27 protein-coding genes, 1 pseudogene and 1 riboswitch are annotated in these 25,169 nt (G+C 48.5%); of the genes and pseudogenes, 20 read left to right on the plus strand and 8 right to left on the minus strand.

All coding sequences use genetic code 11. The features are described from left to right. Positions 1-126: 126 nt before the first annotated feature. Positions 127-749 (plus strand): annotated as a pseudogene (locus C1752_RS22555) (IS630 family transposase); the annotation flags it as partial. 494 nt (positions 750-1,243) lie between these two features. On the opposite strand, the gene C1752_RS22565 reads toward C1752_RS22555, so the two are convergent. The 7 genes from C1752_RS22565 to C1752_RS22595 form a co-directional block, all read right to left on the minus strand. Then, complete coding sequence (locus C1752_RS22565; RefSeq protein WP_110988319.1) at positions 1,244-1,474, minus strand: HypC/HybG/HupF family hydrogenase formation chaperone; 231 nt, start codon at positions 1,472-1,474, stop codon at positions 1,244-1,246. Continuing rightward, positions 1,465-3,852 (minus strand): carbamoyltransferase HypF, encoded by a 2,388-nt coding sequence (gene hypF, locus C1752_RS22570; RefSeq protein WP_110988320.1) that lies wholly within the window; start codon positions 3,850-3,852, stop codon positions 1,465-1,467. Before hypF ends, C1752_RS22565 begins: the two co-directional genes overlap by 10 nt. A gap of 109 nt (positions 3,853-3,961) precedes the next feature. Then, positions 3,962-4,807 (minus strand): hydrogenase nickel incorporation protein HypB, encoded by an 846-nt coding sequence (gene hypB, locus C1752_RS22575; RefSeq protein WP_110988321.1) that lies wholly within the window; start codon positions 4,805-4,807, stop codon positions 3,962-3,964. Further along, positions 4,807-5,148 (minus strand): hydrogenase maturation nickel metallochaperone HypA, encoded by a 342-nt coding sequence (gene hypA, locus C1752_RS22580; RefSeq protein WP_110988322.1) that lies wholly within the window; start codon positions 5,146-5,148, stop codon positions 4,807-4,809. The genes hypB and hypA overlap by 1 nt, the downstream gene beginning before the upstream one ends. After that, positions 5,136-5,657 carry a hydrogenase maturation protease gene (locus tag C1752_RS22585; RefSeq protein ID WP_233501833.1) on the minus strand — a complete coding sequence of 174 codons (522 nt, stop codon included), beginning with the start codon at positions 5,655-5,657 and terminating at the stop codon, positions 5,136-5,138. Before C1752_RS22585 ends, hypA begins: the two co-directional genes overlap by 13 nt. 115 nt (positions 5,658-5,772) lie before the next feature. Further along, positions 5,773-7,386, minus strand: coding sequence for a chaperonin GroEL (groL, locus tag C1752_RS22590; RefSeq protein ID WP_110988324.1), 1,614 nt, complete (start codon positions 7,384-7,386; stop codon positions 5,773-5,775). Between the two features lie 56 nt (positions 7,387-7,442). Continuing rightward, complete coding sequence (locus C1752_RS22595) at positions 7,443-7,655, minus strand: DUF2949 domain-containing protein (RefSeq protein WP_233501834.1); 213 nt, start codon at positions 7,653-7,655, stop codon at positions 7,443-7,445. A 366-nt stretch (positions 7,656-8,021) separates the two neighbouring features. Between C1752_RS22595 and C1752_RS22605 the strand changes: the two genes are divergently transcribed. The 18 genes from C1752_RS22605 to C1752_RS22685 all read left to right on the plus strand — a co-directional run bounded on the left by C1752_RS22605 (position 8,022) and on the right by C1752_RS22685 (position 23,732). After that, positions 8,022-8,561 carry a hypothetical protein gene (locus C1752_RS22605; RefSeq protein WP_110988327.1) on the plus strand — a complete coding sequence of 180 codons (540 nt, stop codon included), beginning with the start codon at positions 8,022-8,024 and terminating at the stop codon, positions 8,559-8,561. A gap of 24 nt (positions 8,562-8,585) precedes the next feature. Further along, on the plus strand, positions 8,586-9,488 hold the full coding sequence (locus C1752_RS22610) for a geranylgeranylglycerol-phosphate geranylgeranyltransferase (RefSeq protein ID WP_110988328.1): 903 nt from the start codon (positions 8,586-8,588) through the stop codon (positions 9,486-9,488). A 113-nt stretch (positions 9,489-9,601) separates the two neighbouring features. Then, positions 9,602-9,853, plus strand: a complete 252-nt coding sequence (locus C1752_RS22615) for a UPF0175 family protein (RefSeq protein ID WP_110988329.1) — start codon at positions 9,602-9,604, stop codon at positions 9,851-9,853. Next, a complete protein-coding gene (locus tag C1752_RS22620; protein WP_110988330.1) occupies positions 9,837-10,340 on the plus strand; it encodes a PIN domain-containing protein in 504 nt (167 codons plus the stop codon). Before C1752_RS22615 ends, C1752_RS22620 begins: the two co-directional genes overlap by 17 nt. 95 nt (positions 10,341-10,435) lie before the next feature. Beyond that, entirely contained in the window at positions 10,436-10,891 is a 456-nt protein-coding gene (locus C1752_RS22625) for a helix-turn-helix transcriptional regulator (protein WP_110988331.1), read from the plus strand. A gap of 173 nt (positions 10,892-11,064) precedes the next feature. Then, a complete protein-coding gene (locus C1752_RS22630; RefSeq protein WP_233501836.1) occupies positions 11,065-11,382 on the plus strand; it encodes a type II toxin-antitoxin system YhaV family toxin in 318 nt (105 codons plus the stop codon). A gap of 371 nt (positions 11,383-11,753) precedes the next feature. Next, a complete protein-coding gene (locus C1752_RS22635; RefSeq protein ID WP_110988332.1) occupies positions 11,754-13,043 on the plus strand; it encodes a hypothetical protein in 1,290 nt (429 codons plus the stop codon). Further along, positions 13,024-13,917, plus strand: a complete 894-nt coding sequence (locus C1752_RS22640; RefSeq protein ID WP_146242403.1) for a hypothetical protein — start codon at positions 13,024-13,026, stop codon at positions 13,915-13,917. The genes C1752_RS22635 and C1752_RS22640 overlap by 20 nt, the downstream gene beginning before the upstream one ends. 297 nt (positions 13,918-14,214) lie before the next feature. Beyond that, positions 14,215-17,847, plus strand: coding sequence for a pyruvate:ferredoxin (flavodoxin) oxidoreductase (nifJ, locus tag C1752_RS22645; protein ID WP_110988334.1), 3,633 nt, complete (start codon positions 14,215-14,217; stop codon positions 17,845-17,847). Between the two features lie 41 nt (positions 17,848-17,888). After that, positions 17,889-18,128 carry a hypothetical protein gene (locus tag C1752_RS28120; RefSeq protein WP_146242404.1) on the plus strand — a complete coding sequence of 80 codons (240 nt, stop codon included), beginning with the start codon at positions 17,889-17,891 and terminating at the stop codon, positions 18,126-18,128. 160 nt (positions 18,129-18,288) lie between these two features. Beyond that, positions 18,289-18,987 carry an MBL fold metallo-hydrolase gene (locus C1752_RS22650; protein ID WP_110988374.1) on the plus strand — a complete coding sequence of 233 codons (699 nt, stop codon included), beginning with the start codon at positions 18,289-18,291 and terminating at the stop codon, positions 18,985-18,987. 80 nt (positions 18,988-19,067) lie between these two features. After that, positions 19,068-19,556 (plus strand): rhodanese-like domain-containing protein, encoded by a 489-nt coding sequence (locus C1752_RS22655; protein ID WP_233501837.1) that lies wholly within the window; start codon positions 19,068-19,070, stop codon positions 19,554-19,556. Between the two features lie 119 nt (positions 19,557-19,675). Continuing rightward, positions 19,676-20,455, plus strand: a complete 780-nt coding sequence (locus C1752_RS22660) for a sulfite exporter TauE/SafE family protein (protein WP_110988335.1) — start codon at positions 19,676-19,678, stop codon at positions 20,453-20,455. Between the two features lie 226 nt (positions 20,456-20,681). Then, on the plus strand, positions 20,682-20,927 hold the full coding sequence (locus C1752_RS22665; RefSeq protein WP_110988336.1) for a thioredoxin family protein: 246 nt from the start codon (positions 20,682-20,684) through the stop codon (positions 20,925-20,927). 18 nt (positions 20,928-20,945) lie between these two features. Next, the gene (locus tag C1752_RS22670; RefSeq protein WP_110988337.1) at positions 20,946-22,262 is read left to right on the plus strand and encodes a permease; all 1,317 of its coding nucleotides are present in this window, start codon (positions 20,946-20,948) and stop codon (positions 22,260-22,262) included. A 237-nt stretch (positions 22,263-22,499) separates the two neighbouring features. Then, positions 22,500-22,754 (plus strand): hypothetical protein, encoded by a 255-nt coding sequence (locus tag C1752_RS22675; protein ID WP_110988338.1) that lies wholly within the window; start codon positions 22,500-22,502, stop codon positions 22,752-22,754. An 89-nt stretch (positions 22,755-22,843) separates the two neighbouring features. Continuing rightward, positions 22,844-23,272 (plus strand): YeeE/YedE family protein, encoded by a 429-nt coding sequence (locus C1752_RS22680; RefSeq protein ID WP_110988339.1) that lies wholly within the window; start codon positions 22,844-22,846, stop codon positions 23,270-23,272. A gap of 10 nt (positions 23,273-23,282) precedes the next feature. Next, the gene (locus C1752_RS22685; RefSeq protein WP_110988340.1) at positions 23,283-23,732 is read left to right on the plus strand and encodes a DUF6691 family protein; all 450 of its coding nucleotides are present in this window, start codon (positions 23,283-23,285) and stop codon (positions 23,730-23,732) included. A 145-nt stretch (positions 23,733-23,877) separates the two neighbouring features. On the opposite strand, the gene C1752_RS22690 is transcribed toward C1752_RS22685, so the two are convergent. After that, the gene (locus tag C1752_RS22690; RefSeq protein WP_110988341.1) at positions 23,878-24,228 is read right to left on the minus strand and encodes a DUF4278 domain-containing protein; all 351 of its coding nucleotides are present in this window, start codon (positions 24,226-24,228) and stop codon (positions 23,878-23,880) included. Positions 24,229-24,265: 37 nt separating this feature from the next. After that, positions 24,266-24,351, minus strand: a riboswitch (Glutamine riboswitch). Between the two features lie 290 nt (positions 24,352-24,641). Here C1752_RS22690 and C1752_RS22695 point away from each other — a divergent pair. Continuing rightward, on the plus strand, positions 24,642-25,082 hold the full coding sequence (locus C1752_RS22695; protein WP_110988342.1) for a pentapeptide repeat-containing protein: 441 nt from the start codon (positions 24,642-24,644) through the stop codon (positions 25,080-25,082). Positions 25,083-25,169: the final 87 nt, after the last annotated feature.

A 25,169-nucleotide genomic window follows, 5' to 3' on the forward strand; every position in this document is an offset into this window, starting at 1 on the left:
GAGTGGTACGTAAGTCCGAAAGCTAAGGTCTCTGATGTGTAGAGTAGATTTAAAATCGTTAATGCATTGCGATAGAAGGCTTACAGGGATCCTGTGAGAAAAATTAGGCGTATGTCGGCATGACCCCTATGGGGCGAAGGCGTCACGCAGCAGAATATCAGCGATGCCCTCCGTAAGATGGGCGTGACTCGAAAAAAAAGACCTATGGCTACCAAGAGCGTGACGAAGTAGAGCGCCAAGCCTTTGTCGAGCGTCTGAGTACAAAGCGTCCAGACCAGCTTACCTATGTAGATGAAGCCGGCATTGATAATCGTGACGACTATCCCTATGGATACTGCGCGATAGGGGAGCGCTTTCATTGTCTTAAGTCAGGCAAGCGGACCGAGCGCGTGAGTTTTATCGGTGCCGTCAAGGAGAAAGTTCTATTTGCCCCCATCACCTTTGAAGGTTCGTGCAACCGCAGCTTATTCGAGATGTGGCTTCAAGAGTGTCTGTTGCCGCAGTTAAAGCCGGGAGATGTCATCGTCATTGACAATGCCAGTTTTCATAAAGGCCAAGCAATTGAGGAAATGGTCGCTGATGCGGGTTGTGAGATTTGGTATCTACCGCCCTATTCACCCGACCTCAACAAGATAGAGCGCTGGTGGTTTGTGCTTAAAAACTGGATGAAGCAGCGGTGGGGTGAATTTGAGACCTTTCGAGACTGTGTCGATGCTGCTTTCAGGGAGTGTCCTGACGTATGTGCGTAGCGCTATATGAGTTGTCTTTTTGCTGCTGGCGTATCGATTTAGTCCTCTGCTTCCAACGAGCTTTTGTGTTGAGCTGCGCCTTTTGATCTTGCTTCCGGTTCAGGTAGGCTTCTTCTTTCTGAAGCTTTTGGTAGCTCTGGAGTCGCGACTGCTCCAATTGGCGAGCCGTCAGGGCTGCTTGGATCGCACAGCCGGGTTCCTGCTGGTGCCGACAGTCTCGAAAGCGGCACTGCGTTGTAAGGGGACTGTCAACTTAACTGTAGTTGGTCCCATTTATTGAGAATACGAGTTCTTTCCCAAGCCTGTGATGCTTAATCTATCGTTGTCAAAAAGAGTCACTTTGCAATCAGAAAGTAGAAAATGGGTTAAGTTGACAGTCCCCTGTAAAACTCTGATTTTCTTAGGATTTGACTTGCATAGAGAATGACCGGATCTGGCCTGCGGGAATAGTTCTCGATGTTCTTGGTTTTGTTTAGCCTCTAGATCAAAGACTTTTAATTATGCATTTGCTGTATAAGATCTAGAGTAATCTTGGCTTCCTCAGGATCAAGAACACTCAGCGCAAACCCTACATGGACAATGACATAATCCTCAAGGTCAGCTTTAGGCACGTAAGCAAGATTCACCTCTTTACATACTCCACCAAAGTTCACCTTCCCGGTGCGAAGGAGCGGATCACCACTTTCGGTAGTACTCACAATCTTTCCTGGAATAGCTAGACACATGAACTGGTCCTCGGTGGAAGTGGTTGCGGGTCTGAGAGAACGTCTTGAATATTTATTGAACTTCTATGACTTCGTTTGATAGACATCACTTGGCCTAGAGCAATGCCTCCATCATTGGTTGGAATTTGCTGATGCCAGTAAGGTTGAAAATTCTCTTCCCGTAAGCGTTTCGAGGTTCGTTCGCTTAAGTACCGATTTTGGAAGCATCCGCCTGTGAGGACAACGTAAGATTCTCCAACCCGATGGGATACATTGACGATGATTTCTACTAACGTGTTGTGAAATTTAGATGAGATGAGGCCGGCATCAAGACCCACCGCGATATCTTCTAGGATAGCGTTGAGCATGGGCCTCCAGTCCACAATTAGGGGTAATGTAGACGATATTTGAACGGGATAGTGTTCTTCTGTCTCAAAACCGGTGAGTGCAGACTCTAAGGCTGCGGCGGCCTGTCCTTCATAGCTAGAAATTTGCACCTTGTTTGTGAGGGATGCGATCGCATCAAATAACCGCCCTACACTAGAGGTCATCGGTGTATTAATGTGGCGGTCCAACATTGTATACAACAACTTCAAAGACTGAGGTGAAAAGGCTTGCATTGGAGCAAGTTGTTTCTGCTCTATCGCTTCACCGAAGCAGCTATAGAGTAAGCCAAGGGCAGCGCGTCGGGGTTCTTGAATCGCTTTCTCACCTCCTGGCAGTTGAAAGGGGCGCAGGTATCCTACCCGCTCAAATCCAGAGGTTGTAATTCGCAGAAACTCTCCTCCCCAAAGGGTGCCGTCTAAACCGTAGCCGCTGCCATCCCAAGCAATGCCAAGTGCTGCCCTTTCTAAAGGGTGCTCAGCTATACAGGCCAGGACATGAGCATAGTGATGCTGAACCGGAATTACTGGAACTTGCCACTCCTGAGCGAATGTATGAGCGGCTTGCGTAGAGGCGTAGTCTGGATGAGCATCACAGGCAATGATATCGGGCTGACAGTCGTAAATCTGGAGAAAGTCACGGATGGTTTTCTGAAAACGCTTCAGGGATTGAACGGTTCCTAGATCGCCGAGATGAGGACTGAGGAAGATGCGATCGCCAAGGGATAAGGCGATGGTGTTTTTAAGATGAGCGCCAACGGCAAGAATTGTAGGGGGAGATGAGAGTTTTGAATTTTGAATGGGGGACGGGGAGATGGGGAGGGGTGCGTATCCTCGGGCGCGGCGGAGGATTTGGGGTTGGTTGTTGATGACTTGAATAATGGAGTCGTCACTAGGGCTTAGGATGGGGCGGTTATGGATGAGGTATAGATCTGCGAGTCCTTTGAGGTCTTGCGGTGTTTGCCTTTCGTTGAAGCAAATAGGTACGCCGCTGGGGTTGCCGCTGGTGGCTACTACTGGAAAATCCAGGTCTGCCATGAGCAGATGGTGCAGTGGTGTGTAAGGCAGCATGATGCCGAGGTGGGGGTATCCGGGTGCGACGGCTTCGGCAATGTTGTTCTCGGGATCGACCCTCACTGAGTTTTTTTGCTTTCGTTTCAGGAGAACGATGGGGGCCGTGTGAGATCGCAACAATTCCGCCTCCACTTCTAAAATTTCACAATCGTGCCTCACTCGTTTCAAGGACGGATACATCAAGGCAAAGGGTTTATCCGGTCGGTGTTTCCGTTCTCTCAGGCGTTCAACTGCCGCTTGATTTCGGGCATCAACCATTAAGTGAAAGCCCCCTAAACCTTTGACGGCCAATATCTTTCCCTGCCGGATTGCTTCAGCCGCGTGCTGTATAGGCTCGTCTTGCCAACCTTCTTCTAACTGTCCTTCTTCGTTCCATAATTCAACTTGGGGACCACATATGGGACAGGCATTTGGCTGAGCGTGGAACCGACGCGATAGTGGATCTGTGTACTCTGATTGACAGTCTGGGCACATCTTAAAGTGCCTCATCGTTGCGTTGTGACGGTCGTAGGGGAGAGATTGGATGATGCTGTATCGAGGTCCGCAGTTGGTGCAGTTGGTGAAGGGGTAGCGATACCTGCGATCGCAAGGGTCAAATATCTCTCGCAGGCAGTCAGCACAGGTGGCAATATCAGGCAGCAACAGCGCAGTTGAAGATCCTTCAGTACTCGGGCGAATCTCAAAGGATGTATAGCCAATGGGGGCATCGTCAGTACACTCAATCATCTCGATCACAGCACGAGGCGGTAGATCATTTTTCAGTTGCCCTAGAAATGAGTTAAGTAAGTGAGTTGGGCCTTCCACTTCAATTTCAACTCCCTGAGCTGAATTATTCACCCAACCCTTCAGGTCCAGGTTGATTGCCAATCGATAGACAAATGGACGGAACCCGACACCTTGAACTGCTCCCTGAAGGGTCAAACAAAGTCGCCGCAAAGTCATGATCCATATCCCGCGAAAGTTGTTGAGTTTAGCGGGATCACACTTGATCTATTCCCCCTGAATTGTGGGGCCGGGGGGGCCAATGCAGCGCTCATAGAATTCATGAAATTCAACGCTTCAAGATGTTTTTCCCATACTCCAACCTTAGATTGCTAGTCTGCGAAAGTTGTGAGATCTGAGCTTGCTGAATGCCATTATCCAGATAGGCGTACCAATGTTCCATGCCTTCTCCAGTTCTGGCAGAGACTTCAAAGATTGTGGCTTGAGGGGCTATTTTTTGGATATTTGCGATCGCACTCTCCCGATCCCATCCCACCGCATCAGCAATATCGGCTTTGTTAACAATGACCACCTGAGCCGATTTAAACATCGTCGGATACTTCAGCGGCTTGTCTTCCCCTTCCGTCACGGATAAAAGCACCACGCGCAGATGTTCTCCTAGATCAAAGGCCGCAGGACAAACCAGATTGCCCACATTCTCAATGATTAATAGATCCCATTGTGCCTTTGGTAAACGTTCTACCGCCTTTGCGATCATCCCAGCTTCTAGATGACAGGCATTCCCGGTCGTAATGTGAACTGCTGTGGTCCCAGCTTTTTCAAGACGTTGGGCATCGTTGTCGGTGGCTAAATCCCCGACGATGACCCCAATTTGCCAGCGATCGCGACAATCTTTTACCAAGCGCTCAATCAAAGCCGTCTTGCCCGATCCAGGCGCTGAGAGGATATTGATGACCTGCCAGCACTGAGCATCGAAGAAGGACCGGTTTTGGGCTGCGATGCGATCGTTCTGACTCAGAAGATTCGTTTGAATCTCAAGACGACGCGGCAAAGGCTCCATCAGATCTGGTTTGCTTTCCGTCTGGAGCTGACTCGGCTGCTCAGGAATATGAACGTGATGCTCATAACCAATCTGGATCGGCCCAACCTCACTACAGCCGCAATCTTGACACATCAAGACACCTCCAGCGATGTTAGTTCCAGCTCTCGCCCCTGCCGTAACTCAGTCGTGAGCTGATTACAAATCGGACAGCTATAAATCCAATCGTCAGGATGAAAATCTTGCTGGCAAGTTGAGCAGTAGCAGAGCACCGGAACCGTTTCCAATTCCAATTGAGCCTCGGCAGCAATAGTGCCAGCAGTCACGATCTCAAAAGCTAAGGTAAGAGCATCTGGAATCACACCAGACAGTTCTCCGACCCGCAACTTAATCCAGTGAATCCGCTGTGCACCCTGCTGAGCCGCTTGGGCCAGTGCGAGATCGAGCGCATTCTGCATGATGCTTACTTCATGCATATGGGTTCCTCGGGTGTGGATAAGCCCGCCATCTTCTGCGTTGGAATTAGGGTCTGGATGATCTCTAAAGCCTCTGCTATGCCTTCCTCAGCCGTTGCCGACAGGTGTTCACCCATCGAAAAGTCTTCAGCGGGTACTGCTACCGACCAGGCGTGGGGCCGATGACCATAGGTAGACTGAGCGAGGGCCAATAGCGACTGCGGGTCACAGGTATGCCCTAAAGCTGGGACAGAGCTTCCCGGTGTTTCACACCCTAGGGCTTCGAGGGGTCTAACTTGAACATTATGGGGACCGTTAAACTGACAGGCATCAACAAATATGACCCATTCAGAGTTGGCGAGTTCTTCAGCAAGTTCTGGCGTCAACTGATGCAAAATCTTGGTTTGGACCGTCGGCACCTGCCAGTCTTCAATCGCATTCACAATTCTGGGACCAATGGCGTCATCTCCTAGGAGTTCATTGCCATAACCAATCACCAAAACCGAATGCGTGGGAAGGGTGCTTTTCATAATCATGCTCTCTATAAAGCGTGAGGATTGTCTACATTTACTCTAGGGCCAAAAGTTGAGGAGAATGTGAAGCTTTGCCAGATCCTCAGACCCCATATTGCTGAATCATTAGGGGCTAGGAACTGCCTGCCACTGCTAATGCAGATGATTTTTGAGATTGCTCAGCAATAATGCATTCGGTGGTTAAGACCATCTCGGCAATCGATGCTGCATTCCTGAGGGCGGAACGAGTGACCTTCGCAGGGTCAACGATACCAGCTTCAAACAAATCAACAATCTCTCCGGTTTCGGCATTGTAGCCGGTGTTGAAGGGCTGATTTTTGAGATGTTCAATGACGAGTGCTCCATTGTGACCTGCATTGATGGCAATTCGGCGCAGAGGGGCTTCTAACGCCCGTCCCACAATCATGGCTCCAACCAGTTCATCTCCGGTTAAGTGCTCTGCAGACCAAGCTTCTAGATCAGGAATGAGATGGACATAGGTGGTTCCCCCACCCGGCACAATCCCCTCATCAACAGCAGCTTTCGTGGCATTGATGGCGTCCTCTAGCTTGAGCTTGCGCTCCTTCATTTCGGTCTCAGTTGCAGCCCCGACTTTAATGACGGCGACGCCGCCGGTTAGTTTGGCTAGCCGTTCTTCTAGTTTCTCTTGGTCGTAAGCAGAATCAGTCTCTTCAATTTGATAGCGGATTTGCTCACAGCGGGTTTGCACGGCCTGTTCATTGCCTTCTGCCACAAGAGTTGTGTGGTCCTTCGTAAGGGTGAGGCGACGGACTTGGCCGAGATGCTCTAGCTCAGCCTGTTCGAGCTGGAGACCTGTCTCTGCGGAGATGACTTGTCCCCCAGTAAGGGCAGCAATATCTTCAAGGATGGCTTTGCGGCGATCTCCAAACCCCGATGCTTTGACCGCAGCCACTTTCAGAATGCCCTGGAGCCGATTCACCACTAGGGCTGCTAACGCTTCTTGTTCAATATTTTCGGCAATGATCAGTAGGGGCTTACCACTTTTAGACACCTGCTCCAAAATGGGGACTAAATCCTGAACCCGGCTGATTTTCTGTTCCGTCAATAGGATGTAAGCATCTTCATAGAGCGTCTCCATCCGTTCGGCATCGGTGACGAAGTAGGGCGAAATGTATCCCCGATCGAATCGCATTCCCTCTGTCATTTCAACCTCAGTTTGGATGGACTTGCCATCTTCAAGGGAAAGGGTGCCTGCCTCGCCGACCTCCGCCATTGCTTTGGCAATCATGCGACCAATTGCGGCATCGTTACCGGCTGAAATTGTACCGACCTGAGCCATCGTTTCTGAGTCTTTGACCGGCTGTGCGTGTTCAAGAATGAGGTCCAGCATAGTTCGCGTGGCCTGCTCAATCCCCCGCCGAATCGCCATCGGATTAGCTCCAGCCGCTACATTACGCAAGCCTTCGTGAATGATGGCTTGGCCCAGAACGACGGCGGTGGTAGTGCCATCTCCGACAACATCATTGGTTTGAGAAGCCACCTGTCTGAGCAGTGAGACCCCCGTATTTTCAATGTGATCTTCAAGCTCAATGTCTTTGGCAATGGTGAAACCATCGTTGACAATTTTGGGCGCACCGAATTTTTGACCGAGAACGACATTTCGCCCTTTTGGCCCTAAGGTCACTCCGACCGCTTCGGCCAGGACATCAATCCCGCGTTCCAGAGCTGAGCGTGCTGCATCATCGTAGGTCAAAGATTTAGCCATGGTGTCTACTCTCCTGTGTTGACTTGCGGGGGATGGTTGCCTGGTGAGCTTTTTCTTTAACGGTCTCGTTCCAACCAATCAAAGATCAGGTTTAGCTGTTCCAACGTCACTAAACCGTAGTGCCACAACGCGATGGATAGGGGGCCGTGATCGCGTTGACTGAGCTTGGTTGCAGTTGCGATCGCAGAGGGCGATAGTTCTAAATCATTTTGCAGAAACTGGAGGAAGCGGGGATAGTTGGTGAGCCACATGGTGAGGATGGATTTCACTATGGCTAAATTTGTAGTGCTTAAACCTGAGGAACTTGTGAGGGGAATTTGAGAGACATTTGCAGTCTGGCAGTGGTCTAAATGCCTGGAACTAAAGTTTCGTCATAAGTTCTTCAAACTATTGATCTACGTTAAAGGTGAAGCCAAAGCGGCATTGCTGCTGCGGATATTATCCGATGTATTTCAAGGAGGGGTAATCATGTATGGTTTCTGGCCCCCAGATGTCTTTACATACATTTTGGTCAAAATCATTGTTTTGGCCCTTGTCATTCTGATGTGGTGGATGCTCCGAGCGCCCACTGTTGTCTGAATTACTCAGTAAAAAGAGAACGTTTCCCCTGTGATAAACAGGTTGGAGGTGGCAGGATGTTCGCAACAAAAACCCTGCGGATATTCTTGATGGCTGCAATTGCAACCCTAATCGCAGGAACTGGACTCCCAATGTCGGCAGTCTCTCAAGCGACCAAGCCAAAAGGTATCGAGACGCTTGCTGATGGAGACTATCAGTTCTGCAGCCAACCCGTCCCCAAAGACTGGCGGGATGGGGCAGGGGCTTGCTTTAGCTTTGCTAAACGGGGAGATCGCCTAGATGGCTACTACGGCTTTCCTCATTCTGGGGATCTTGTTTGTCTGCGTGGCCGAGCACAGCGAACTCAGATGATCGGTCAGGCATTGGTCATTTCCTGGCCCGGTCATACTTGGTCTAATACTCCACCTATGTTTCAGTGGAAGTTGGACAACTACTTGACCCTCAATAGTGGCTATGTCATCCGCAGCATCAAGGAAGAAACTGGACCTGTTGCTTGGATTCAGTTTGATGCTGCCGTATTGAACCTTGACGGTTTTTATCAATATCCTGAGGTCAAAATGAGTTCTCCTGAACAGCTTTGTGGTTGGGATTATTGATCGATCTTTTACTGGAGTAGAACGATGGTTAGTCTCACTCCTCGACGAATTGACCATTTTGGTACCGTCCGAGCCTTTGCTCAACTCTGTCGTCCAACGCTCTCTGTGCTGGCGGCTGTTGCAAGCTGTCTCACAATCTATGCTCTTAATCCAGATGCACCAGGGTTACTTTATCGACTGACGGCGATTGTTCTCGTTTGTACAACGGCGGGTGCTTTCGCGATCAATGATTACGATGACATTGAGAAAGATCGCATCAACCATCCCGAGCGACCGCTCCCGTCTAGGATTCTGATGCCACAGCACGCTTGGTGGGCTGCGGTTGTCCTGTTTGGTGTGGCCCTGTTAGCGGCTATTCCTTTAGGGCTACTGTCCTGGATGTTGGTCGCTGTTAGCACTCTCCTGCTCTGGAATTATTCCGCGATTTTGAACGTCAGCGGCATCCTAGGTAATGGTGTTGTGGCGACAATTGTGGCAGTGCTGATCTTGTTTGCCAGCCTGGTAGCTGGTCGGCCTCTGGCGATGCTGTACCCGAGTGCGTTCTTGTTCTGCTACATCCTGGCGAAGGAAATTGTCTGGGATATTCATGATGCGGTAGGCGATCGCAACCGAAATGTATACACAATTGCCAATCTTTGGGGCGCGGGTGCTGCGTTCACGATTGCCTGGGGATTATTGATGCTGCTGTGGGTGTCTGTGCCGGTTGCGATGGCCATAGGCCGGTCGGAGACCATCGCATCCCTCTCAATGGCGCATCCCCTCCTGTTTGGGATTTGTTCCTCGACCATGCTGGCTAGCTTCTCTCTGGCATTGCGACGCTATCAGCGAAAACAGACCTCATCGACCTACACCAGCCTGATTACTTTGGGGCGTTTGGGGATGATCATCGGTTTAATTGGACTTCTGGGGACTGCGCCACCGCTGTAGAAGATATTACTGGGTATGTGGTTCACGCGAAGGAAGCACGATATTGATTAGGATGGATGAATGTATTACTAGAAACACAAAGATTCCACTGTCTCTGCAGGTAAAGGTGTTTTATGGGTGTTGTGAAAATTGATGTTCCTGATGAAGTTCTGGTGAGTCTAAAAGAATCAGATGTAAGTATCTCTCAGGAGTTATCTATACTCGCTGCGGTGAAACTCTTTGAGCTGGGAAAACTTTCGTCCGGGCGGGCGGCTCAGTTAGCAGGGATGTCAAGGGTTGAATTTTTAGGCAAATTAGGGCGATATCGCGTCTCACCCTTTGATCTTTCTAGTGAAGAGCTAGAGAACGATGTCCTCAACGCCTAACGCTAAGATTATTGTCAACACTTCACCACTACTCTATCTGCATCAGGTTGGTCACCTTGACCTACTGAAACATCTATATCAGGAGGTCTCGATTCCGAAGGCTGTCCAGCAGGAGTTGCAGGCTGGTGAACATAAGGGAATTGATGTTCCTGTGCCTGAATCGCTTGAGTATATTCAAATGCTTGAGGTTGATAATCCGGCCCTGATTCCCAATGTGACTGATTTAGGGCAGGGAGAGGCCGAAGTGATTGCTCTTGGCATTCAGCATCTCGGAAGTTTGAGTATTCTGGACGATCAATTGGGACGACGCATTGCTAAGCTTTACGGACTTCAATGTACTGGAACGCTTGGTGTGTTGATCAAAGCTAAGCGGGAAGGATATTTAACCGCTGTTGCTCCGATCATTGATAGCCTGCGTCATCAGGGGATGTGGCTTAGCGATCGCATCATTAGCGATATTTTGGTGCTTGCTGATGAAGTCCTTTGAGTCATTTTTAAAGAAAAGCAAGTACCACCGAAGACAATTGATAAAACCATTGATAGCTGCACAAAACTCAATAGCCCAGCTCAAAAGGATTAGTAATGCGAGAGTTTGATTTCACGCTGAAGTTCAAACTTAGCGACATTCAGGCTAATCCTGAAGACCATCTTGAAGCGCTCTATGAAAGTGGATGTGATGATGCGGTTGTCGGCGTTGGGAAGCTTGGACAGGTCTCGCTCAACTTTTTTCGTGAAGCCTCTTCTGCTTGGGAGGCGGTTTCAAGTGCGATCGCAGATGTGAAGCGGTCGATTCCGAATGTGGCTTTGATTGGGACGAGTACTGATCTTGTTGGGCTAACAGAGGTGGCTCACCTGCTGGGGCACACCCGACAAAATATGAGGAAGTTGATTGTTGAGCACGGTCCAGGTTCTCCGTTACCAGTCTATGAAGGAACGCCTGCGCTTTGGCATTTGGCTGATGTTTTGAGCTGGTTAGAAGCAGAGAAGGCTTATTCTATTGATGTCTCTCTCTTAGAGGTTGTCCAAACGGCTAAATAGGTAAATAGTTGGAAGTCATGGAAAAAACTAGATCTTGACCCACAGAAAAGTTTGGGGATGCTGGCAGTTTAATAGAACTTTTCGGAAGGAGAGAAGTCACAGATTTTCAGAGTCCATTAGAGGTTTGATTGTTTCTGCGAAGTGTATGGCTGAGATCGCAAAGCTAGCTTTTGATGTCTGTCATTCCCCAAAATCCAACCTGGCCGGAGTACCTTCAAGGGGGAACGCTTGGTGATGGCTATAGGCTCTGGTTGCGGGCTAAGTTGTTCCAACAGTACCGGCTGTTCTTTCGATATCACCTACAAAGCAAGGTGATTATCTATAGCTGGGTGAACTATACAGCGACCAAACGGGCTTATGACAGCAAGACCGATGCCTATCGAGTGTTCGCAGAGATGCTGGATAGTGGCCATCCTCCAAATGACTGGGCAGAATTGCTGCTGGAAGCTAGAGCCATCGTGGATCGCTACAAAGGTATCGATGAGCTGTGAAATTTAGGTAGTAAAGACCAAATATCAAAGAGCTTCAGGGAATCAAATACCGTATTTTCTACTTTTTTGTCGAAGGAGGCTGATAAAGCGGTTGCTTGCTAATGCCGCGTTGAAAGTGACTTAGGCATCTACACTTAGCAAAGGATGAACCCACCATCGAGCAGCATATTTCTAACACTCTAAATATCTTGCTTAGTGAGTTCTATGGAGATCAGCTCATATGTTTCACAATCTTGAAATCAGAGAGAGTGAATAATACCTTAGTGTGGGCACTCTATGAGTCACATAAAACTGCAAGAATAAATGGTATAAATTAATTAAACAAAAAAATATCTTAGACTCAATGACCTGAGAGAATCGAGATCAATAGTATGGTATTTGACAATCAATCAGTTCAAGACAAGAGTGCAGTAGCTGCTTTATTACACAGTCAGATGAATTTATCATACTCTGATTTAAGAGACAATAGCCAGCTAAGTAGAAACAGGTATTTAGTCAAAACATATGTCATTGAGTTTACGCCCGGAGAAAATTCATCTATTACTGACTTGAATGAAGATAAAATCGAGACATTATTTTCATTCAAGTCAAAAAAGCAAGAACATCATCCAGTCATTCAGACGACAGGAGACAGAAGTTTGTACGTATTAAGATGGAAATACAATGATAATGATATTGAGGCATATTTAGATATTTCTCCTGTACAGAACGACTGTAGATTTTGGTTTCTTGACTCAGTTTCTAAAGCGGATGTTTTAGATATTGTAATCAAAAAAATAATCAACCAGTCTACAGAATTGGATAGGATATGGATTTGGCCAAGTCTTCTTAAAGAATTTACACAAAAAGGTCAGCTAAGAGGTTTTGATCTGACTTATGATTACAGGAAATTTGAGACGCAAGAAAATATATCTCAAGCAGAGTATCGAGCAGAAGTAGAAGACCCACCAAGACAAGTAAATACGAGGCCAGTTGAGGAAGAATGTGAATCAACAGTAAAAGAGCTTAAACAATATCTAACTCTTAGTGCTAGGGGAGGAGGAGAAGTATCAGATGCATTACATGAACTATTTCAAACAGATTCACTTCAAGAGAAGGTTGTACCATCGAAAATTAGCATCAAGTATAGGGGCGAAGAAAATAGTATTCAGAGAGTGAGTCAATCAAACTTTGCTATAGAGACAATTCAGTATGATGGCAAGTTTGTTGTAAAGGGCACTTCCGTTCTCCTGCATAAAGAACTAGTGAATGAAATTCGATCAAGATATTCAACAAAGATAAGAGATATAGAGAAAAGACACATAATCAAAATTATTGGAAAAGAGGATAAGATAACTGATGCGGTCGGCGAACCACTTTATTTCAACTTTGAATCAAAGCCTATAGAAAATTTGATCGACTTCTGTAAAGTTGTTTTTTCAGGGAAAGATCCATTTTTTTTATGGGGAGTCCCTAGAGAGGTTGATGATGGACTTATTGTTCACTCAATAGATTTAAAAACTGGATCAAAGATGAATTTTCAGATATATAGAGATGTTGTCTCACTTTCTCTTGAGTTGGGATCTTGTGGGAATTCTGTAGTAAGGTTTTTCACAAATATACAACAATCGTTTAGCTGTCGAATCACTGCCGAGGATGCTGATGGAGTCTCCGTCTTTTAGTCTGAAATTAATAAATATTTTCATAGGCTTATTCTATGGAGTCAAGAACAAGTTCCTCAAGGAGTACTCCTCTGAAATTGTAAGATTGGGATATAAGTTTATAGAAGTCGAACCTAAATTCTATTCAAGCTTGTCCAATAATAGTGTCAATCCCGAAGCGATTTCTCACTCTTATACTAGCCATCAAACTCTTCAAGTCGAGTGGACAGAGGAAAATAGACCTTCAGAGAGGAAGCAACAGCAAATCCGAAAGTATCTAAATGTTCAGCCTGAAGATATAAGTGATATAGTTTCCGATAGCTCAGTCTGTATTAATACATGGTTGATTGTTGCAGAGCAATCAAGAGCAAACTTCTCAGACTATCTTAAAGAACATAATGAAGATGATTTAAGCAAGCTGTCATTATGCTCATTTGCATCTAACGATAATGGTAACAATATTGACTTTGTTCTGGGATCATTTCAAGATGATGGTTTTCTTAAGGTGATTAAAGAGGGGATAAGTCTGAAAAGAATTTCCTATGATTATGTTAAGTATGACTTTAATAATTTACAGTCGATTGAGATAATCGAAAGAGTGATAGGACAGATTCTGCAATACCAAGTTCAAGGTAATCTAGAGTTCTCTGTTGAAGCTTTGGCTGCTGGTTCGTTTGGATTTTGGGATTTTCTAAGCATGGAAAAGCGAAGTAGTATAAGAAAGAGAGTGAATGAAATAGTTAAAGAATTCTCAAAGAAGAATCCTAAGCTTATTGCTAGAGCTATCGAGAATCCGCCTGTGTGGAGAATCACTTCTTCAGCCTTATCTCTTGGTAACCAATCCGCTAAGTTTATAGAATTAAAAATGGGAGAACAGTCTGAAGTGGATTCTTGATTCAATATGAAGATATTAAGAGGTTCACTCTGCCTTGCTGAAAGTCAGGCGATAGGACTTGTCAAAGTTATTGAAGTGGTTTAGCGGCTAGAAAAATTTGAGATAAGTATTAGGAATAAAGGATGCTTTCAACATAGTGGCTTGGCATAGAGGTTCTAACGGTTGAATCCCATGTTTGAGTTCCGCACGTCTTCAGTTTCCCCTTCACAGCATCCTCAAACTCTTGACCTAGGTTTTAGGTAGAAGCCCATCAAGTGCCTCTATCCATTACGTTGACTAGGCTGGGAGTCTCCCCATATGACTAGCAAAACCTTCGCCACCCTTGATGGTAACGAAGCCGTCGCCCGGATTGCCTACGCCCTCAACGAAGTGATCGCTATCTATCCGATCACCCCCGCTTCACCGATGGCAGAATGGGCCGACGCCTGGACCGCAACCAAGCAACCCAACCTCTGGGGCACCGTTCCTGCCGTGGTTGAAATGCAGAGCGAAGGCGGTGTTGCCGGTGCTGTCCACGGAGCCTTGCAAACCGGAGCCTTAACAACAACCTTTACCGTGTCCCAGGGACTGCTGTTGATGATTCCCAACCTATACAAAATTGCTGGTGAACTGACCTCAACCGCCTTTCATATTGCCGCCCGCTCTGTTGCGGCCCAGGCTCTCTCTATTTTTGGGGACCACAGTGACGTGATGGCGGCGCGGGGAACGGGCTTTGCCATGCTCTGTGCTGCCTCCGTTCAAGAAGCTCAGGATTTTGCTGTGATCGCAACCGCCACAACTTTACAATCGCGCATCCCCTTCCTCCACTTTTTCGACGGCTTCCGCACCTCGCATGAAGTCCAAAAAATTGAGCTGCTACCCACATCAGATCTACGCCAGATGATTCATGAAGAATCAGTCTGTGCTCATCGGTCCCGCGCCCTCAGCCCCGATTACCCCGTCATCCGAGGAACAGCGCAAAACCCCGATGTCTTTTTCCAGGCCCGAGAAACGGTGAATCCCTACTACCAGGCTTGCCCAGAACTGACCCAAAACGTGATGGACCAATTCGCTCAACTCACCGGACGGCAGTACCACCTCTACGGCTATCACGGCGATCCAGACGCTGAACGCATCATAGTCCTCATGGGGTCGGGCTGTGAAACCGTCCACGAAACCGTCGATGCCCTCAATTGGCAAAACGCCAAAGTCGGCGTTATCAAGGTATGCCTCTACCGCCCCTGGGATACCGGACGCTTCATCGTCGCATTGCCAGCTACCACAAACGCGATCGCAGTCCTAGATCGCACCAAAGAACCCGGCAGCCAAGGCGAACCTCTCTATCTAGATGTCTTAAGCACACTCCAGGAACTCAAAACCCAAAGCTCAAAGCTCAAAACTCTCCCCATAATTGTCGGCGGACGCTACGGCCTCTCTTCCAAGGAATTCACTCCCGCAATGGTCAAAGGCATCTTCGATAACCTCGCTGCAGACCCACCTAAGAACCATTTCACCATCGGCATCAACGACGACGTTTCCCACACCAGCCTTGCCTACGATCCGGCCTTTTCCACTGAATCAGACCAAGTCGTGCGGGCCATCTTCTACGGCCTTGGCTCAGACGGAACGGTGGGAGCCAACAAAAATACAATCAAAATTATTGGTGAACAAACCGATAACTACGCCCAAGGCTACTTTGTTTACGACTCCAAAAAATCAGGCTCAGTCACTGTCTCTCACCTCAGGTTTGGACCCGAACCCATACGAGCTACCTACCTGATTGAGCAAGCTAACTTTGTCGCCTGCCATCAGTGGGATTTTCTCGACAAGCTAGATGTCCTCAAGGCGGCGCAGCCAGGAGCGACCCTCTTACTGAATAGTCCTTACCCATCGGTGGAGGTTTGGGAACACTTGCCCGCTCCAGTTCAACAGCAGATCCAGCAGAAACACCTGAAGCTATTCAGCATTAACGCCAATCAGGTGGCTCGTGCCGCCGGAATGGGGGGACGGATTAATACCGTTATGCAGGTGTGCTTCTTTGCTTTGTCTGGAATTTTGCAAAGAGAGGATGCGATCGCAAACATCAAGCAAGTCATTCGCAAAACCTACGGCAAGAAAGGCGAAGAGATTGTGCAAATGAACCTCAAAGCCGTCGATGCCACCCTAGAGCAACTGTTTGAAGTCCCCATCGGCGAGCCTAGCAGCATCGCGGAAACCAACGGACGAAAATCAACCATTCCCGATACCGCCCCCCAATTTGTCCGCGAAGTCCTTGGTTGCATGATGCAGCGCGAAGGAGACGCCCTCCCGGTCAGTGCTCTCCCCGTCGATGGCACCTATCCCACCGGCACAACGAAATGGGGAAAACGGAACATTGCCCAAGATATCCCCGTTTGGGACCCGGATGTCTGTGTTCAGTGCGGCAAATGCGTCATGGTCTGCCCCCATAGCGTCATTCGCAGCAAGGTCTACGAACCGCAGCAGCTTGAACAGGCACCGGAGACCTTCAAAAGCGCCAAAGCCCGAGACCATGCCTGGACCAATCTCAAGTTCACGATTCAAGTGGCCGCCGAAGACTGCACCGGTTGCGGCATCTGTGTCGATGTCTGTCCGGCCAAAAATAAGGCCATGCCGCGCTTGAAAGCCATCAACATGGAGCCGCAGCGCCCTCTGCGAGAGACAGAGCGCCAGAACTGGGATTTCTTTTTAGACTTGCCCAACCCAGATCGGAAATCGCTGAACCTGCACAAAATCAGTCATCAACAGATGCAGGAGCCTTTATTTGAGTTTTCAGGTGCCTGTGCAGGCTGTGGCGAAACCCCCTATCTCAAAATGGTGACGCAACTATTTGGCGATCGCCTCGTGGTTGCCAACGCCACCGGCTGTTCCTCGATTTACGGTGGCAATCTACCGACCACGCCTTGGTCCCACAATGATGAAGGGCGCGGCCCCGCTTGGTCGAACTCCCTCTTTGAAGACAATGCAGAGTTTGGATTGGGCTTCCGAGTCTCCATTGATAAGCAAACGGAGCTAGCGAGAGAATTGCTTCAGCAGGTCGCTGCCGAAGTTGACATCGAGCAGGACTATATTCAGTCCCTTGCTGACACGATTCTCAATGCACCTCAGAACGATGAGGCCGATATTGCAGAACAACGCCAGCAGGTGAGCATCCTCCAGAAGTGGCTTATAGATATTGAGCACCACATTGAAAACCACGCAAGTTTGGGCGATGGTCTCTCGCTGAAGGCCAAGGTAAAGCAGCTCAAAGCGTTAGCGGATTATCTGGTCAAAAAGAGCGTCTGGATTATCGGTGGCGATGGCTGGGCCTACGACATCGGTTATGGTGGCCTCGATCACGTCCTTGCCAGTGGTCGCAACGTCAATATTCTGGTGCTCGATACTGAGGTCTATTCCAACACGGGCGGTCAAATGTCGAAGGCCACACCGAGGGCTGCAGTGGCGAAATTTGCAGCGGGGGGTAAACCTGCACCCAAGAAAGATCTGGGCTTAATGGCGATGACCTACGGCAATGTCTACGTTGCCAGTGTAGCGATGGGGGCTAGAGACGAGCAGACCCTCAAAGCCTTCCTAGAAGCTGAATCCTATGAGGGACCATCCCTGATCATTGCCTACTCCCACTGCATCGCCCACGGCATCAATATGTCCACCGCCATGCATCATCAAAAATCGCTGGTGGAAGCGGGCCGCTGGCTTTTATATCGACATGACCCCAGACGGGTTACCCAAGGTGAAAATCCATTAGTGATAGATTCGCGAATGCCCAAGGTTCCTGTCACCCCATCTATGTACAACGAGAATCGGTTCAAGATGCTGAAGCGCAGTCAGCCCGAAGCCGCGCAGCAACTCTTAGAAGAAGCGCAACGCGACGTGAACACGCGCTGGCAACTCTATCAATATCTAGCGGCAAGACCCCCATTGGGCCATCCCTAACGACAATAAGCCTCGCCAATCTGAGATCGGAGAGTAAATCCATGAAAACTAAATTGACCAAACCGTCTAAATCAAAATATGTTCAGGCTATTGCAACCCTTTTGCTTACCGCTGCACTCCTGCTGCTGTTGACGGCCTGTGAACAATTGAAGCGAGATAAATCATGGCTAATTGCGTCACAGCCCCAAGCTCAAGCGGATGTTTTGCCGACTAACTCCTCAGGAAGTCGAACCCTGTGCGCCCGGTCCGTCGAGTGGCCTTTGAGGGCGAACCGACGGTGATTTTGCTGCTGAAGACGAAGGGAGATAAGACGCTATCACTTCGCGATCAAGAGGGCCTCCCAGTTTGGAGGGTTTGTGGCCCATAGATAAGAGGACTAATGTCTAGCTGATATTTGATATTTAGGAGGGTGTTATGAAAAGGAACTTATGGAGCCAGGATATTTTATTCCGACAGCTTTACGATCAAGAATCGAGTACCTATACCTACCTGATTGCGGATCTAAGCATCCATACAGCTCTATTGGTTGATCCAGTGTTGGAGCAAGTAGAACGTGACCTTAAGCTTTTGAAAGAGCTGGGCTTGAGGCTCCGATACTGCCTAGAGACCCACATTCACGCCGATCACATTACCGGTACGAGCCAGCTTCAGCAAAGGACGGGATGCCTGGGGGTTGTCCCTGAACATGCCCAAGCCATCTGCGCTGACCATTATTTACAGGATGGTGAACACTTGACTCTCGGCGCGATCTTAATTCAAACCATCGCAACTCCAGGGCATACCGATAGCCATAATGCCTATCTGATTAATGACAATCGTGTGCTCACGGGCGATGCGTTGTTTATACGCGGCTGTGGTCGCACCGATTTTCAGAGTGGCGATCCAGGAACGCTCCACGACTCGGTGACACAGAAGCTGTTTACGTTGCCGCCCGCTACCCTCGTCTATCCCGCTCATGACTACCACGGTCAGACCGTCTCTACGGTTGCCGAAGAACTGCAGTGGAATCTGAGGTTTAAGGGACGCGATCGCAACTCATTCATCGAGTTTATGAACAATCTCGACCTCCCCGATCCCAAAAAGATGATGGAGGCAGTTCCTGCCAACGAACAATGCGGTCGAGCATTTGCCGTTCACTAGGTTCAGACCGTCGGTTTTTGCCCCTCAGGCTTGCAGCTCACTCTTCTGTACAAAACAATCCGAGACAAGGAGAATGCGCCATGACGACTGCCATGCGTCAACTACAAGAAATCGATGCTTTAATGCTAAAGCAATGGATTGATAAGCATGAGGCTCTCCTTCTTGATGTGAGAGAGCAAGATGAATTTGCCCAGGAGCATATTCCGGGCGCTGAGCTGATGCCGCTGTCCACCTTTGATCCATTGAGCATTCCACAGCCCCCAAACAAGCAAGTTGTCCTGCAGTGCAAATCTGGTAAGCGGTCAGCTAAGGCTGCCCAGAAAATGTTTGAGGCTGGATTTAAGCATGTGATTCACCTGCAGGGGGGGCTACTGGCCTGGAAGGCTGCTGGATACCCAACATATATCAGTGAAGACACATCCATTAAGCCCCATCGAGTCGTTTCAATTGTGCTGGGTTCTCTGATTCTCCTCAGTACTGGCTTGGGACCTTTGGTTTTACCTTCGGGTCTTTTAATAAGCACTTTGGTTGGGGCTAGCCTTCTTTTGTTTGGGTGCCTCGATACCTGAACTTGAATTCTACCTATGATGCTGACCGTTGACGGTAGCTCACGGCCTATAACCATCGCTGTGTGTCTTGATGCCCCACTGCTTATGAAATTACTCTATAACTGGAAGGCTTGACCGCTATGTTCACACAGATTCTGGGACATATCTTGGCGGTCGGAATTGGCGTCAGCTTGGGCTTAATCGGTGGCGGTGGTTCGATCCTCGCGGTGCCGCTGCTGGTATATGTGATGGGAGTGGGTTCAAAGGTTGCGATCGCAATGAGTCTCGCCATCGTCGGGACCGTTAGCCTTGTGGGAGCGATTCCACACTGGTTCCAGGGAAACGTGAATCTCAAAACTGTCGTAATTTTTACCCCCGTCGCAATGGTCGGTGCCTATCTAGGTGCTCGTCTTGCAGGTTTACCCTTCATTTCGGATACTTTTCAACTGATCAGCTTTGGTGTGGTCATGGTGATCGCCAGTGTACTCATGATTGTTAAGGGGGGAAAACAACCTGACAGCAGTACATCTGCCGCTCCGAAACATGGGCCACACAGCGGCCCCATACAGTGGCTTGCGATTCCTAGCGAAGGCTTGGGCGTTGGAGTTTTGACCGGCTTTGTCGGTGTCGGCGGTGGTTTTTTGATTATCCCCGCCCTTGTTTTGTTAGGCGGTATTCCCATGAAAGAGGCAGTAGGTACCTCGTTGCTCATTATTGCGGCCAAGTCTGCCACAGGATTTCTGGGGTATCTCGGTCAGGTTGAAGTGGATTGGAATTTGATTGGCTCATTTACCCTTGCCGCTAGTTTCGGTACCCTGATTGGAGCCTACTTAACACGATTCATTGAAGCCAAAAAACTACAATCAGGCTTTGGTTACTTTGTTCTAGCAGTAGCCATATTCGTTTTAGCCAAGCGCTAGAGATCGCCATGCTCAGTCCAGATCCAGCGGGTGCTCCTTCCAGTTTATCCACACTGCCCTTGGTTCGGACTCATTCAGATGAAGGATACGGCTTAGGGAAAACCCTCTATGTTGAGTCTCCTCACGAAATCCTCAAGTGTTTCTTCTAGCTTATCCCTGAGGGCAAAGGCGATCGAACCCCGCTCGGCGTTCAAAGCTGCCTGAATTGAGGGAGAGGTTTACGACTATGGGCAAACTCAACATTGAGATTTTAGGCAAAGGCTGCAAAAAGTGTCAGCAGCTAGAGGTCAATACCCAAAAGGCACTGGCTGCTCTTGGTTTAGAGGGTGATTTTTCTCATGTCACAGACACGATGGAAATTATTAATCATGGCGTGATGCAGACACCCGCCCTCGTTGTCGATGGCAACGTTCTCAGTCAGGGGAAAGTCATCGAGCCAGACAAAATTCAATCCTTGCTGCAGACGGCATAGACGCTTTGAGGTACCATCATGCATTTTTGGAAGGCGGAATGGAAGCCACTGGCGCTCATTGTGGCCGGTTTCTTGGTGTGTTTCTATCTTCCGGTTGAGGTAATTCAAAATTCAGCTCGGTTGAGAAATGCGTTTTTTGAAGCCCTATATTTAGTGCGTTGGTATGCCCAAGAGCACGTCTTACTGTGCTTGATTCCAGCATTCTTTATTGCGGGTGCGATCGCAGTCTTCATCAGCCAGGATGCTGTGATGAAGTATTTGGGTGCGAAAGCCAACAAAATTCTGGCCTATGGCGTGGCTTCCGTCTCTGGGATTCTATTAGCCGTCTGTTCCTGCACCGTCTTGCCCCTGTTTGCAGGCATCTATCGGATGGGCGCGGGCTTGGGACCTGCGACTGCATTTCTGTACTCAGGACCAGCGATCAATATCTTAGCGATTATCCTCACGGCCCGTGTTCTCGGTCTTAAGCTAGGCATTGCCAGGGCTGTTGGGGCGATTGTCTTCAGCATCGTGATTGGCCTCGCGATGGCCTTCATCTTCCGCAAAGAGGAACTGGAAAAAATTGAAGCCCAAGCCGGGATGTCAGAGTCTGAAGTGACGCGACCGCTTTGGCAAAATGCCCTGTTCTTTTTGACGATGGTGAGTATTTTAGTGTTCGCGAACTGGGCACAACCCGCTGCAACGGCAGGACTTTGGTACAGCATTTATGCTGCCAAGTGGTTGATCACCAGCCTCTTGGCCATTGTGTTTGCCTTTATTCTGATCGCCTGGTTTAAGCTCAATGTAGGCAAAGTAATTTTGGTTGCTGGTGTAACAGTGGTGTTAGCACTGCGCTTTTCGCAATCCCCCCTAGTTGCCTTCTCTGCAGGAGTCGTAGGGCTATCTTGGCTCACCAGTACCAATAAGGACGAAGCAGGGGAGTGGTTTGCTTCCGCCTGGGATTTTACGAAGCAAATTTTGCCGTTGCTTCTCTTCGGTGTTTTGATTGCGGGGCTGCTGCTGGGCCGCCCCGGACAGGAAGCGTTGCTCCCTTCAGAGTGGGTGATTTGGGCCGTGGGTGGGAACTCACCAATGGCCAACTTATTTGCCGCTTTTGCGGGTACTTTTATGTATTTTGCGACCTTAACAGAAGTGCCTATTTTGCAGGGCTTAATCGGTAATGGGATGGGGCAAGGCCCTGCTTTGGCCCTATTACTGGCAGGACCAGCATTATCACTACCCAATATGCTGGTTATTCGCAGTATCTTGGGTACAAAAAAGACTATCGTATTTGTTGCTCTGGTTGTTGTGATGGCAAGCGTAAGCGGCTTTCTCTTCGGAGCTATCTTCATTTAGCAACGTTTTCTGCTGTCCTGCAATCGTCACAGCACGCACTGGAGCGATCTCAGATTTGCCTACGATCTAGCATTGAAGGCTTACATAAGTTCCTCAAACTCTTGATCTAGCCTTCAAGTGGAGCAAACTTAATAACCTTCGGCATAATCTTTAACCGATGCACTCATGCTGAAGGCTTTTGATTCGTTGATGCGCGATGTCTTCAAGTATTTTGATTGAGTTTATGAGGAATTTAAAATGAGCTTACAAACGTATCAAAAAGAAGTCGCCCATCTGGGTGAATCACAAGGTGTTAAAGACCACGACCACGATATGATTCATGACCTAAGCCGCAGACTAGATGCCCTATGGCGGTATGACCAATATATTGCCAACGCTGAAGGGTATGGAGCCGTCCAATCATTCTGGAAAAAGGTTAAGCAGCAAGAGACAGCAAACATAGTGGAGTTAAAGGAACTCCTTTCAGAGCATATTCAGCTTGGTGATTTCTGAGGATGCTTTGAAACAGCTTCAGCTAAGCTTTACGAAAGGGGCGACCACCGCCCCTTTGCAGATCGCAGGGTCAGTCAGGAGTAACAACAATGGCGACTTTTAACTGGATGACGGCTCTGTCAGGAGGCATCTTGATTGGGATCAGCGCCACGCTTCTGCTGCTTTTCAATGGTCGCATTGCGGGCATTAGCGGAATGGTTAACGGAGCGATTAGATTTGACGCCGCTGAAAGCTGGCGCTGGACGTTTCTTGTGGGCCTCCTGATTGGCGGAGCCATCTACGAATATATGCTTGCGCCTCAACCCACGCCCACCTCGACCTTTACACCCTGGGCCATGATCGTCGGTGGCTTTTTGGTGGGATTTGGCACTCGGATGGGGAATGGCTGCACCAGTGGTCACGGCGTTTGCGGGTTGGGGCGACTGTCAACAAGATCGCTGGCTGCAGTGCTGACGTTTATGGGGTTTGCGATCGCAACTGTCCTCATCACCCATCACATTTTGCCCGGTCTGCTCTGAGGGGAATACTATGAAACGACAGATTATTGCCTTGATCTCTGGAATCCTGTTTGGCCTTGGCTTGGGCCTCTCGCAAATGGTAGATCGCGATCGCGTCCTAGCCTTCTTGGATGTGACAGGAACCTGGGACCCGACGCTTCTGTTTGTTTTAGGCGGAGCAGTGGGGGTAACTCTCCTTACTTTTCGCTTTGTCCTGCGTCGCTCTTCGCCCCTATTTACGCCCAAATTCTACCTACCATCTCGGCGAGATATTGATAGGCGTTTGATTGTAGGGGCAGCCATCTTCGGCATTGGCTGGGGTATTGCAGGATACTGTCCTGGTCCTGGTTTAACAGCTTTGGTACTCGGAATTTGGAATCCAGTTTTGTTTCTAATCTCACTGATTGCAGGATCATTGCTCTATCAACGGTTTAAATCAAGGAACGCTCTCCCCGAGACAGCTCCGGGTCACACTCCTTGAAGTTCAAGTTGGCTTGCTAGCTTAGAGGTGGACAAATGCCTTCATGCCTAGCTCATAGCGGCGGGGCTGCGGTTACATGCTTTAGTGCAATTGTGACGAACCTAGCCTTGAATATGGCTTTCATCGTGAGCCGCATCATTAGCCGTCAACCCACCTCTTCAGCCAGACGATTCAACATCGCTTGTTCGCGCTGCCGAATCGATTGACGATGACCTGCCATTAAGGTGCGAGAGCGCTCTGAAAGAGACACCACTGGGATTTTTATGTCCTTGGAAGGTACATTCCCAATCTTGTCAGGTTCTTTCGCCTGCGTGGGTACACCTGTGCAGTAAGCGATGCCTCGATACTTGAGGTTATAGCTGGGCTTTACAATCGGTACTTCAGTGGTTTGAAAAGTGACAGGTAGACCTCGGTATTTGCCCTGTGCATAGGTCGAACCATAGACAACCCTAGGCGGGTTGTAGTCATAGGTAATACCACGATAAGTGAGTTTCATAATTCCGCCTCCCTAAAGTCTTGGAATGATTAGATGAGGCGCGTTCCTTCGAGATTTCACTCTACTTCCGTCTCTTTAGCCTGCAAACAATAGTTCGTTAGCGAGTCCAAGGAGATGAACGATTCATCCTTCTTTACATCTGTATCTTATGAAAAGAAGTTGAGGAATTTGTGAAGCCACGGATAGCTGTAAGTCTAACTATAAACGGACCTTAATACACATCTTTTCAACATAAGTCTATGTAAAAATCAAGATGAAGAGGTTTAAGGCTATATCACCTCTTCAACCCGTTGAATGGTGTCCTTCTCTGTTGTCTTTCTTCGATGCGATCGCTCTTGATTTAGCTCATTCTGATATTGCAGGCAGGTCGGCAACCATCGCGCAGAGATAAATGCACCAAAGGAGGAGTGGCTATGAGATTCAAGTTTGAGATCGCATCTTCTCTATTAACATTGCTGTGCATAATCACACCTGCAGTAGCTGAAAATCCAGTTCATGTTCGTCAGCTACTAAACACCAGTGCCTGTCAGGGATGTGATCTATCGGGTGCCGATCTCACCCAGGCTCACTTGATCGGCGGAGATCTTAGAGATGCCAATTTGCGCGGCGCAGTTTTAGTTGAAGCTAATTTGGAAGGTGCTGATTTGACTGGGGCTGATTTGACTGGGGCTAATCTAAGCCACGCATTCCTCACGAATTCTTGCTTGAATGAAACGAACCTTACTGGGGTGAATTTCTCGCATTCGATTATGTACCATGCTGAAGCAGAAAATGCCTTAATCCGAGATATAACCCTAACGGATGCCGAAATTTATGAGACCCCTATCAGTGTAGGTGGCCCCATCGAAAATTAGCTTGACTGCGCTTTTCGCTAATTTGGTGCGTTGCATAAAGGGCCGCAAAGTTATTAAGCCCAAAAAATCAATCATCGTTATATCCCT

This window comes from Acaryochloris thomasi RCC1774 (assembly GCF_003231495.1).
GTDB lineage: Bacteria > Cyanobacteriota > Cyanobacteriia > Thermosynechococcales > Thermosynechococcaceae > RCC1774.